This window comes from Nocardia sp. NPDC059154 (genome assembly GCF_042755705.1).
Classification (GTDB): Bacteria; Actinomycetota; Actinomycetes; order Mycobacteriales; family Mycobacteriaceae; genus Nocardia.
In genome coordinates this window covers 130342-141705 of the sequence record NZ_JBHZCS010000017.1, presented here as the reverse complement: position 1 = coordinate 141705, position 11364 = coordinate 130342, and the positions used below count along the sequence as shown (strand labels likewise).

At 69.4% G+C, this 11364-nt stretch carries 10 protein-coding genes; 5 read left to right on the top strand and 5 right to left on the bottom strand.

Features of this window, described 5'->3' with window-relative positions; translation table 11 throughout:
* Positions 1-133: 133 nt before the first annotated feature.
* Positions 134-691 carry a sigma-70 family RNA polymerase sigma factor gene (locus ACFXN1_RS17215; protein WP_379399315.1) on the bottom strand — a complete coding sequence of 186 codons (558 nt, stop codon included), beginning with the start codon at positions 689-691 and terminating at the stop codon, positions 134-136.
* Positions 692-875: 184 nt separating this feature from the next.
* On the opposite strand from ACFXN1_RS17215, the gene ACFXN1_RS17210 reads away from it, so the two are divergent.
* The 3 genes from ACFXN1_RS17210 (at position 876) to ACFXN1_RS17200 (ending at position 2894) form a co-directional block, all read left to right on the top strand.
* Positions 876-1256 (top strand): hypothetical protein, encoded by a 381-nt coding sequence (locus tag ACFXN1_RS17210; RefSeq protein WP_379441265.1) that lies wholly within the window; start codon positions 876-878, stop codon positions 1254-1256.
* 73 nt (positions 1257-1329) lie between these two features.
* Entirely contained in the window at positions 1330-2079 is a 750-nt protein-coding gene (locus tag ACFXN1_RS17205; RefSeq protein ID WP_379441266.1) for an SDR family oxidoreductase, read from the top strand.
* Between the two features lie 62 nt (positions 2080-2141).
* The gene (locus ACFXN1_RS17200; RefSeq protein WP_379441268.1) at positions 2142-2894 is read left to right on the top strand and encodes an alpha/beta fold hydrolase; all 753 of its coding nucleotides are present in this window, start codon (positions 2142-2144) and stop codon (positions 2892-2894) included.
* A gap of 66 nt (positions 2895-2960) precedes the next feature.
* On the opposite strand, the gene ACFXN1_RS17195 is transcribed toward ACFXN1_RS17200, so the two are convergent.
* The 4 genes from ACFXN1_RS17195 to ACFXN1_RS17180 form a co-directional block, all read right to left on the bottom strand.
* Entirely contained in the window at positions 2961-4334 is a 1374-nt protein-coding gene (locus ACFXN1_RS17195) for a bifunctional lysylphosphatidylglycerol flippase/synthetase MprF (RefSeq protein ID WP_379441269.1), read from the bottom strand.
* A gap of 112 nt (positions 4335-4446) precedes the next feature.
* Positions 4447-5409, bottom strand: coding sequence for a DUF5996 family protein (locus ACFXN1_RS17190; protein WP_379441271.1), 963 nt, complete (start codon positions 5407-5409; stop codon positions 4447-4449).
* 28 nt (positions 5410-5437) lie between these two features.
* Positions 5438-6094, bottom strand: a complete 657-nt coding sequence (locus tag ACFXN1_RS17185; protein WP_379378829.1) for an FMN reductase — start codon at positions 6092-6094, stop codon at positions 5438-5440.
* Positions 6095-6102: 8 nt separating this feature from the next.
* Complete coding sequence (locus tag ACFXN1_RS17180) at positions 6103-7236, bottom strand: LLM class flavin-dependent oxidoreductase (protein ID WP_379441272.1); 1134 nt, start codon at positions 7234-7236, stop codon at positions 6103-6105.
* A 306-nt stretch (positions 7237-7542) separates the two neighbouring features.
* Between ACFXN1_RS17180 and ACFXN1_RS17175 the strand changes: the two genes are divergently transcribed.
* Positions 7543-7905, top strand: a complete 363-nt coding sequence (locus ACFXN1_RS17175) for a hypothetical protein (RefSeq protein WP_379441273.1) — start codon at positions 7543-7545, stop codon at positions 7903-7905.
* A gap of 92 nt (positions 7906-7997) precedes the next feature.
* Positions 7998-11339 (top strand): BTAD domain-containing putative transcriptional regulator, encoded by a 3342-nt coding sequence (locus ACFXN1_RS17170; RefSeq protein WP_379441274.1) that lies wholly within the window; start codon positions 7998-8000, stop codon positions 11337-11339.
* Positions 11340-11364 lie beyond the last annotated feature (25 nt).

The following is an 11364-nucleotide window of genomic DNA, read 5'->3' as shown; positions in this document are numbered from 1 at the left end:
ATCGGTAACTCCTCGCTCGGGGCCGAGCCGATGTGGATCGGCCGCTGCTTGTTCGACGTGTGGAGGGGTCTGTGGGTTCACCCATCCGCGACATGCCTGCGGCCGCCCGGAAACTACCCCCTCCGGCGTCGGGTCACGCGCTGATCGGCAATCGGCGCAGCGAGCGCAGGGCGTAGTGCACCCGAGTCTTGACGGTGCCGACCGGTATGCCCAGGTCGGCGGCCACATCCTGGTAGGCGCGATCCCGCAGGATCACCTGCACAATGGCGTCGCGCTGCGGCGGCGGCAGCTGGTCCAGCAGGTCGGCGACCAGCAGCCCGTCGGTCAGCGCCTCGGTGAAGTCGGGGCGGGGGCAGCGGTTCTCGGCCTGCTCCCCGATCTGGTCCCAGCTGGTGTCGCCGGGGCGGGCGGCCCGGAAGCGGGCGGTATCGATGAGCACATTGCGTTCGATGGTGAGCAGCCAGGTGCGCACGCTGCCCCGATCCGGGTCGTAGCTGGCGCAGGCGCGCCACGCCCGCAGCAGGGTCTCCTGCACGGCGTGTTCGGCGAGGCCCGGGTCGCCGAGGCGGCTGATGGCCCGCCAGTGCAACAGGCCGCGGTCGGCGGCCAGGACGGCCGCCAGGCCCGCGTCGGTGCACAGCCGAGCGCAGTGGTCGGCGCATCCGGTGCTGACCGGGCGAAGACTTCCCATGCTTGAATATCGTCGCGGGAGCCGAAAGAGCATCGCTCGAGTTTGTGAATTCTCCGAAACCTCCCGATTTCCCGAAAACAGACCGCAATCTCTGATAGACCCTCCCCCGGGAGATGCGGGGATCTCTCCCGACGCCGCACGCCGGGAACCGTGCGGTGCAGTGAGCTGCTCAGGGAGGAACACCGTGCGTGCAGGCGCGCTCATGGTCGCGGGAGCATTCGCTTCCGCGCTGACAATGGCCGCAACCGGAATTGCGGCCGCCGAACCGGCCACCGATATCACGGTGGACGGGACGTATCTGGTCAATGTGGATATCAAGCCGGGCACGTATATCGGCGACGGGACGCCGGATCCGGGCGCCGGCGCGTGCTTCTGGCGGCGGCTGTGGAAGGTCCAGCAGCCGGGCGACTACCCGGACCCGAACTACTACATCATCGCCAGCGACCTCACCCGGACGAAGCCGATCACGGTGGAGATCAAGGCGACCGATGTGGGGTTCTCGACCGAGAACTGCGGGACCTGGCATCTGCAGCCCGCGCGGCCCAGTACGGGCTCGTTCGGGTGACCACGGTTCGGAAGGGGTTTCGGGGGCTTGTCCGAGACCCCTTCCGAGCGCCTCCCACGGCTAGGGTGGCCGCATGACCAGGCGGAAGATTCTCATCACCGGCGCCAGCTCCGGATTGGGCGCGGGTATGGCCCGCGAATTCGCGCGTCGGGGACGGGATCTGGCGCTGTGCGCGCGACGGGTCTCGAACCTCGAGCAGCTGCGCGACGAACTGGTGGCCGCGCACCCGGGGATCACGGTCGCGGTGCGCGCGCTGGACGTCGATGATCACGCCGCTGTCCCGAAGGTCTTCGACGAGCTGCGCGCCGAGCTCGGCGGGCTGGACCGGATCATCGTCAATGCCGGGATCGGCAAGGGCGCGCGCATCGGCACCGGCCGCGCCGACGCCAATCTCGCCACCGCCACCACCAACTTCGTGAGCGCGCTGGCCCAGGCCGAGGCGGCCATGAGCATCTTCCGCGAGCAGCGGGCCGGGCACCTGGTGCTCATCTCGTCGATGAGCGCGGTGCGCGGGCTGCCGGGCAAGAAGGCGGCGTACGCGGCCAGCAAGGCGGGCGTGACGGCGCTGGGCGAGGGGCTGGCCATCGAGCTGCGCGGGACCCCGATCCGGGTGACCACGGTGCAGCCGGGTTTCATCGCCACCGATATGGCGGCCAAGGCCGGGGACGCGAAACTGGTTGTGCCGCTGGACAAGGGCGTGAATTCCATGGTGGCCGCCATCGAGCGGGAGGCGGTGCGCGCGTCCGTGCCCGAATGGCCCTGGCGGGTGCTGGGATTGGTGATGCCGCTGCTGCCGCGCGCGATCATGGCGCGGATGGGCTAGGACTGCGGGCAATCGGCGCGAAGACTGTCGCATGATCGAATCGCACCGATAGCATCGCGGCCATGGCGAAATTCACCACCTGGGACGGCTTGGAGCTCAACTACCGCGTGTGGGAGGGCGAGGGCGTTCCGGTGGTGCTGCAGCACGGAATCGTGGCCGACACCAATGCCAATTGGATGAGCGTGGGTGTGGTCTCGGCGCTGCAACGGGCGGGCCATCACGTCATCTCGCTGGACGCGCGCGGCCACGGCCGCTCCGAGAAGCCGCACGACCCGGCCCGCTACTCGTGGCAGGCCATGGCCGACGACCTGCGCGCACTGTTCGACGAGCTCGAGCTGGATCGCGTCGCGCTGGCCGGCTATTCGATGGGTGCGATCATCTCGCTGCTGGTCGCGGGCGCCGACAAACGGGTGGAACGGCTGGCCATCGGCGGCATCGGCAGCGGCGTGGTGGACTGCGGCGGAATCGATTGGCGCGTCATCGATGCCGCGGACCTCACGACCGCCATGTCCGGTGACGGCTCCGGTGCGGTCCCCCAGGCTCGCATGTTCCGCATCCTGGCCGACGCCCTGGGCGCGGACCGCGAGGCCATCGCGACGCTCGCCGCCGGATTGCGTGAGGCCCCGATCGAATCCCTGTCCGGCATCACCATTCCCACCCTGGTGCTGGCGGGCGACAACGATCCGTTCGCGGCCGAACCGGAACGCCTCGCCGACGCCCTGCCCGATGCCACCTGTGTGGTGGTCCCCGGCGATCACCTCGCCGCCGTCGCCAACCCCGCCTTCTCCGCCGCCCTGGTCGACTTCCTGCGGTGAGAATTGCGCTGGCGACGCCGACCCGGCTTCCAGGGGCTTGCCCCTGAGAGTTACGAGAGTCGGCGGCTAGTACTGCTTGCGGTGGGGGACGAACTCCAGGGTGAGCAGTGCCAGCGCGGCGATCAGGACCTCGCGCCAGCGGATCAGGACATAGCGTTGATCGCCGAAGGCGTTGAACTTGCGCAGGAATCGGTACAGCGATTCCAGCCGGATGAGCGGATCGCCCAATCGCACCGCGAGATACACCGTCTGCATGGTCCGCGACCGGTGCTTGTCGGCGAAGATCTCCGGAAACGCTGCGAAGGCCAGCGAGATTCGCTTGATCCCGTGTTCGCGCGCGTACTCCACCAGGTCCACGATCATGCGCTCGTCGAGCCCGTTGGGTGCGTCGCGCCGCCGCCATGGCACGTCCAGGCTGAGGTCCTGGCCGTTGCCGGAGGCGCCGTAGCGCTGGAATCCCACCACCTGGCCGTCGGCGTCGCGGGCTATCACCACCAGCATGCCGGGGTGCCGGCCGTCGAGCAGGTGGTCGAGGATCATGGAGAAGCCGCGGGTCTGCCGCCCGCTCCCCCACTCGTCGACGATGGCCAGCAGTGTCTCGCGCTGGGGTTCGGTGAGTGCGACCTCGGGGAGGATCTCGGTGGTGACGCCGAAGTTCTTGGTGCGGCTCACCGCCTGCCGCAGATTGCGGTACTTGCGGCCGACCATGTCGAAGCGGTCGACGTGGACGATCACGTCCCGGCCCACGGCGATCGCGCGCAGCCCGCGGTGGTCCACCGCCCGCCGCTGCCACATCTCGGTGACCTCCGGGCTGGCGCCCAGGACCGCGATGCGCCAGCCGTGGCCGCCCGCGAACAGCGAGAATTCGGTGAGCAATTCGGGGAACCGGCCGGGGTCGCCGATCGGATCGCCGGAGACGACCGCGATTCCGAGCCGGGCCCGGTAGGCGATGGCGGCGGAGCCGCTCTCGTTGAAGAAGTAGGTCTTGGACGAGTGCAGCGCGAAGGGGGCCAGCGGATCCCCCTGGCTGCGCCGCACCAGTTCGGCCACCCGGGGCAGCTGCTCGGGCTGCGGCTTGCTGCCCTGCGGCAGCACCAGGATGGCGCCGCTGGCGGCGAGGAAGACGAAGCCGACCACCGGGTGTTCGGTGCGATAGCTGAAGTTCGAGACCACCAGGGTCAATGCCGCGTAGGTGAGGTGCGGCAGGGTGATGGGCCGGCGCAGGTACAGCCCGCGGGCCACGAACAGCCCGGCGAAGGACACCGCCACGAACCAGCCGTGGTCATTGCCCTCGCGGGAGGCCCGCTCGGCTGCCCAGACCAGGATCACGCTGCCCAGGACCAGCGCGCCCATCAGGCCGACACGGGTACTGGGCCCGGCGGTGAAGGTGGTTTCCCGATACGCGGTCAACGTCGGATTCGGTATGCGTTGCTCACGCATCTGGACCCCTTTTCTCCACATGCGAAAGTCTCACGGGCCCTCTCCCCATGGTGAGTCCTCCGCATCTCCCTCTTCAACACACTATGTCGGAGAGACGATTCGAGGCACCGAGTTATTCCGGCCAACCCAGCCGTGGCGAGGTGAGCACGGGGTCGGTTATGCCATTGTTGCAGGCCAGACCGACCGCGTCCCAGCCCGCGAGACTCGATCCGGCCTCGTATTGGGATTGGAAGAAGTCCAGGGCGGTGCCGACGGGGTCGGCGCTGGTACGGACGTCGTCGTAGGGCAGGTAGGCGTTGTGGCCGGACCCGGAGACCACCCAGTGGGCCTCGGCCGGTCGGAGCGGCCGATCTCTGAGTCCGGCGGGCTCGGGCGCGGTGTAGGAGTAGAAGGTCGGGGCGGGGGTCTTGTCGTCGCCGAACCAGAATCCGGCGCTGATCACCTCCCGGGAATACGCCTCACGAGTGACCGGATCCACACTGTCGGGCATCGGGATCTTGCGGTCGGAGAAGCGCTGCACGGACAGGTCGAAGGTGTGCCAGAACAGCTGGACCGGGCTGATCTTGCCGGAGTAGGTGGCGCTGAATTCTTCCAGGATGCGCCCGACCTGGCTGTGTACGTGGAACGCGCGCCGGGCGGCAGCCGGGTCGTAGGTGTGGTGTTTTTCGTCCTCGTCGAAGGGCCGGCCGTGGTCGGGCAGGTCGAAGGGGGTGGGGTGGGCCAGGACCACCTCGACGCCGAGGTTGCGCAGCGCGTTCATGGCCTCGACGTAGAAGCTCGCCACCGACTGGCCCGCGAGCGGGACCTCCTCCTCCGTGCCGCGGTCGTTGCAGATCCGCAGCACGTGGTCGAAGAAGTCGAAGGAGCAGGTGAAGACCGGGCCCTCGGTAGCGGTGCCGAGCGGGACGGTGGTCCAGCCGCGGGCGGTCAGCCGGTAGGTCAGGTGCCACCAGTGGTTGCGTCTGATGCCCTTGGCCAGCGCTACCTTGCCGATGATCTGGGCGTAGCGGTGCAGAAGTTCCTTGGTGGGCCGCCACGAGTCGAGCGGGATGGCGGGCAGTAATTCCTCGGCCATGCGCTCATGCTACCCAGCGACCGATCGACTACCGCCCGTCTCCGGCGTGCCCGGCCAGCAGCTCGCTGAACGGGCGCACCGCGCCGACGCCATTGCCGGAGCTGCGACGATGGACCGGCTCGTCCTGCAGAAAGCCCTGGACGCCTGTGGGTTCGGCGACCATGAGCTGGGCCAGTTCGGCCGCCGCGCGGTGGATGCGCTCGGCCAGTCCGGTGGAGCCGAAGTCCTCGGTGGCGGCGAAGACGCCGGTCGGTACCACCACGGACCGCAGGTAGGTGAACAGCGGACGCATGGCGTGGTCGAGCACCAGCGAATGCCGGGCGGTGCCCGCGGTGGCGGCGATCAGGACCGGCATGCCATTGAGCGCATCGGTGTCGAGGACGTCGATGAACATCTTGAACAGGCCACTGTAGCTGGCCGTGAACACCGGTGTCACCGCGATGATGCCGTCGGCGTCGGAGACCCGCTGCCGGGCCGCGGCCACCGCGGGCGTGGGCAGCCCGCCGGTGGTCATGGTGGTGGCGAGATCGCTTGCCAGTTCCCGCAGTTCGATGACCTCGACCTCGAGGCTCTCCCCGCGCCCGCCCACCGCCGCGGTGACCGCGGCGGCGAGCTGGTCGGCGAGCAGCCGGGTGGAGGAGGGCTGTGAGAGCCCGGCGGTCAGCACTACGAGTTTGCGACTCATGCTCGTCCTCAGTTCTTTTCGGCGAGCACGCGCTCGCGGGCGGGCTCGACCAGGTGGTGCGGGGCGTCCGGTCCGGCGGCGACCAGCGACGCGTGGGTGGGCGGATCGCTGGGCACTCCGGCGGGGCGGCGCGCCTCGAATTCCTTGCGCAGCACCGGGACGACCTCCTTGCCGAGGATCTCGAGCTGGTCGAGGACCATGTCCAGCGGGAGGCCGGCGTGGTCCATGAGGAACAGCTGCCGCTGGTAGTCGCCGACATTGTCGGCGAAGCCCAGGGTGCGCTCGATGACCTGTTCGGGGGTGCCGACGGTGAGCGGGGTCAGTTCGGTGAAGTCCTCCATCGACGGGCCGTGCCCGTACACGGGCGCATTGTCGAAGTAGGGGCGGAAGATCCGCTTGGCCTCGGCCTCGGTCTCGGCCATGAAGACCTGGCCGCCGAGTCCGACGATGGCCTGTTCGGCGGCGCCGTGCCCGTAGTGCTCGAAGCGGCGGCGGTACAGGTTCACCATCTGCCGGGTGTGCTGCTGGTCCCAGAAGATGTTGTTGTGGAAGAAGCCGTCACCGTAATAGGCGGCCTGCTCGGCGATTTCGGGCGAGCGGATGGAACCGTGCCACACGAACGGCGGGGTGCCGTCGAGCGGCGCAGGGGTGGCGGTGAAGCCCTGCAGCGGGGTGCGGAACTTGCCCTCCCAGTCCACCCGCTGTTCGCGCCACAGGCGGCGCAGCAGGTGGTAGTTCTCCACCGCGAGCGGGATGCCGTCGCGAATGTCCTTGCCGAACCACGGGTAGACGGGTCCGGTGTTGCCGCGGCCCATCATGAGATCCACCCGGCCGCCGGCCAGGTGCTGCAGCATGGCGAAGTCCTCGGCGATCTTCACCGGGTCGTTGGTGGTGATGAGGGTGGTGGAGGTGGACAGCACGAGCTTCTCGGTCTGTGCCGCGATGTAGCCGAGCATGGTGGTCGGCGAGGACGGCACGAACGGCGGGTTGTGGTGCTCGCCGGTGGCGAAGACGTCGAGGCCGACCTCTTCCGCCTTGAGGGCGATGCGGACCATGGCCTGGATGCGCTCGGCCTCGGTCGGGGTGCGGCCGGTGGTGGGGTCCATCGTCACGTCACCGACGCTGAAAATTCCGAACTGCACGGGTCCTCCTCAGGTCGCTGCCATTTTTGGTGGATATGGCAACCACTTGAACATAGGGGGTGGCGGGGGTATTCCGGGGCGTGAGCACGGGGTGATTCGCGCCACTACCGCACCCGCGGAGCAACCGGAGCCACAACGCCGGAATTCCGCCGACACCTGGCCGATTCGGCCTATCGGAGACTGTGCAGTACCCGCAAACTACCTGTGGGTACAGCGAAAGACTCAGTAGTGCAAGATCTTTCGACGTATCCTGAACATTCCCCGCGCAACGCCGGAGATCTCGAGCATGGACAGGGGGTAGATCCAATGGCGGACAACACCGTCGGTACGGCATACGCCGTTGTCGTCACCGCGGTCGCCGATCCGATGCAGGTGGAGGGCCTGGAATGGGATCGTGCGGTGGAATACCTGCCCAGTATCGATTCCCGCACCATGCAGAAGTGGGTGCGCTCCCAGGAGGACGGCCCCGATCCCCGCCGCGGCGTGGTCATTCCGGGCCCGCAGCGCCGGGCCGGGCACCGACATCCCTATCGCGAGGTCTGCGTCCCCTCGGCCGAATACCAGCTCTTCAGCGCGGCGGTCCGCACCAACCGCCGCCGCGCCCTGGCCACCACCTGCACCGAGGACGACGCTCGTCAGCGAGCCCGCCTGCTGTCCACGGCGCACTGACCCGTCCTATATATCCACTGACCGTCGCGTCCGGCCGCTCGGGGGGTCGAGCGGAACTCGGAGACGGGTTGGCGGCGTGTCAGACTCGCGGTATGCGCATCGCGATTCTGGGTCCGCTGGAAGTGGTGGCCGGTGACCGCCCGGTGCCGGTCGCCGGAACGCGATTGCGCGGACTGCTGATTCGGCTGGCTCTGGACCCCGGGCGTCGGGTGAGCGTGGGCGCGCTGGTCGAGGCGGTATGGCCGGAGCGGATTCCCGCACGGCCCGAACACGCCCTGCACGAACTGGTTTCCCGTCTCCGGCGCGCCCTGCCGGACGAGGTGAGGATCCGGTCGGGCGCGGGTGGCTATCGCCTCGAGGTCTCGGCGCTGTCCGTGGACGCCTACCGCTTCGAGCGGCTGGTGCGCGGCGGTCTGGTGAGCGGGGAACGCGGTGATCACGAGCGCTCGATCGCCCTGCTGCGCGAGGGACTCACACTCTGGCGCGGCCCCGCGCTGGCGGATGTCGCGGATCTGCCCTTCGCCGCGGCGGCGGCCGCCAGGTTGGAGGAGCTCCGCGTCAGCGCCACGGAATCGGTGATCGCGGCCGAACTGGCCGTACGCCCGGGCAATGCACTCCTGATCACCGAGCTGGAGGAACTACTCGCGGCGTACCCGCTACGGGAGCGCCTGCGACTGCTCCACATTCGCGGCCTGCACGACGCGGGCCGCACCGCCGACGCCCTGACCGCCTTCGATGGCTACCGCACCCGGCTGGCCGCCGAACTCGGCACCGACCCCGGCCCCGACCTGGCCGAGCTACACCTCCGGCTGCTGCGCGGTGAACTCCCCCGCACCCAACCCCCGATCGATGATGCCGCACATGGGGCGTCGGTGACCGCGCGACCGGATCCGGGGGCGGGCCCGGGGAGCGAGACGCCGGGCCGGGGGCGGGCCGGGCGGCTGCGGGTGCCGTTGACGAGCTTTGTGGGGCGGGAGCGGGAGCTGACCGAGGTCGGGGCGCGGGTCGGGCGGGCGCGGCTGGTGACGCTGGTGGGGCCGGGCGGGGCGGGGAAGACCCGGTTGGCGATGGCCGTCGCCGCGGAGTTGGGCGAGCGATTTCCGGGTGGGGTGGGGGTGGCGGAACTGGCTGCGGTGAGCGATGTTTCGGATGTACCGCAGGCGGTGGCGACGAGCCTGGGGGTGGTGATGGCACGCGGGATCGAAGCATCGAGGGCGGATCCGGTGGGGCTGCTGGCGGACGCCTTGCCGACCGCGCCGACGCTGCTGGTGCTCGACAATTGTGAGCATCTCGTCGACGGCGTCGCGGACCTCGCCGGGGAACTGCTCGGCTGTGTACCCGAGCTGCGGATTCTCGCGACGAGCCGGCAATCGCTGGGGATCACCGGGGAAACACTGTGGGAGACCGCGCCTTTGGCGGTGCCGGCGCCGAACTCACCGGACGCCGCCACCTATCCCGCGGTGCGGCTGTTTCTCGATCGGGCCACGGCGGTCCGCCCCGACCTTCCGGTGTCCGGCCCGGAGCTGGAGACGGTCGCGGAGATCTGCCGTCAGCTCGACGGTCTACCGTTGGCGCTGGAGCTGGCCGCCGCGAAGGTGCGCGTCATGCCGCTGGCCACATTGCACGCGCGGCTGGCCGACAGGTTCACCGTGCTGGCAGGCGGCAATCGCACCGGGCTCCCCCGGCATCGCACGCTGCGGGCCGTATTGGATTGGGACTGGGAACTGCTCGGCGAGGCCGAACGCACGGCGCTCGCGCGTCTGGCCGTCTTCGCCACCCAGTTCACACAGGCTGCGCCCGAGTCGCTCGGCGTCGCTGCCGCCGAGCTCGAGGCCCTGCTCGACCGGTCGTTGCTGCAACTGCTGGAGCCGATCCCCGATCCGTCGAATCCCGGTGCGCCGACACCGCAACCGCGCTACCGGGTGCTCGAAACGGTCCGCGAGTACGGGCTCGCACAGCTCACGGCCCGGGGCGAAGTCGACTCCACCCGGGCGGCGCACGCGACCTACTACCTGGCGCTCGCGGAGCGGGCGCAGCCGCGGCTCCGCAGCCGCGATCAGCTCCCTTGGCTGCGCCTCCTCGATGCCGAGCAGGAGAATCTGCTCGCGGCCCTCCGGTTCTCGCACGAGTCCGGCGACGCGCACACCGCGGCGCGACTGGGCTCCGCACTCGGCATGTACTGGGCTCTGCACGGAGCGCACGCGGATGCGGTCCGCATGCTCCGGCCGGTGCTGCACCTGCCCGCCGTCCGGCCCCATCCGCCGCTCGCGGCCGCCTTCGCCCTGCACTCCATGCTGGCCGCCCAGGCGGCCGAACTGAACGCGGCCACCGACCACATCCGCCGCTGGACCGGCGCCGGCCGCTTCGGCACATCCCCTGCACTCGAAAATCCCATGGGCCATCGGGATTTCACCAATGGATCCGCGGTGTCCGAATTCGACAAGCCGGGCGGGGATGGGGCTGTCGAATTGGCATGTGCACTAGTGGAATTAACGGCCGAGCGGATCGAGGCGGGGCTCGCACTGGTGAAACCGTGGCTGGGGCATCCGGATGCGTGGACCCGGGGGATGTTCTGGCTGGTGCGATCCTTCTTGAACGCCAATGAATCCGGGGTGGCCCGGCTGGATGAGGACTTGCGTACTGCGGCTGCGTGTTTCGAGGAGGCCGGGGAGCGGTGGGGGCAATCGACGGCCCTGACGTATCTGGCGTTCGCGCGTGCCACGCTCGGGGATCTCGATGGCGCGGCCGATGCGATGGCGGCTGCCCTGGTGGCGGCCGAAGAGCTGGGTAGCACTGTCGCACTTCGTATCTGGCTGGTCATGATTCGCTTGCACTCCGGTGAGGTCGAGGCGGCGCGCACGGATCTGAATGCGGTGCTCGCCGAATCGCTCTCGGCCCGGGACACGGTGATGGCGCGGTTCCTGGCCGCGGACATCGCGCGGATCGACGGAGATATGCCCGGGGCGGCGCGGCAGTTGCGGATCGTGGAGGCCGATCTGAATCGGGCCATGACCGAGGATCGGTCGTATCGGGCCATGTTCGGGCTGCGTATGGGTTTCTTGCGGGCGGCGGAGGGCCGGGTGGGTGCGGCGGTCGCACACTGTGCCGACGCCTGGGCGAATGCGGTGGCGATCCGGGACATGCCGATGGCCGCCGAGGTGAGTGTCGGGGTGGCGCGGACCTGTCTGGCGGCCGGACTGGCCGCGGTGGCGGCCGAGTCGCTGGGAGCCGGGCACGCTCTGCGCGGTGCGCCCGATGCCCGGTATCCCGACATCGTTTCGCTCCGAACGGAATTGGACGCAGTGCTCGGGGCCGAGGCGACTGCAGTCTACGAGCGTGGCCGGGCGCTCCCCCGCGCCCAGGCCGTTGCCGTGATCGAAGCATGCCTGTCGGCGGCGCGCGAACACCGTGGTCTCCCTGGACCGGGTGAGTAGCGTGGACGCCCGTATGAGCGGGATG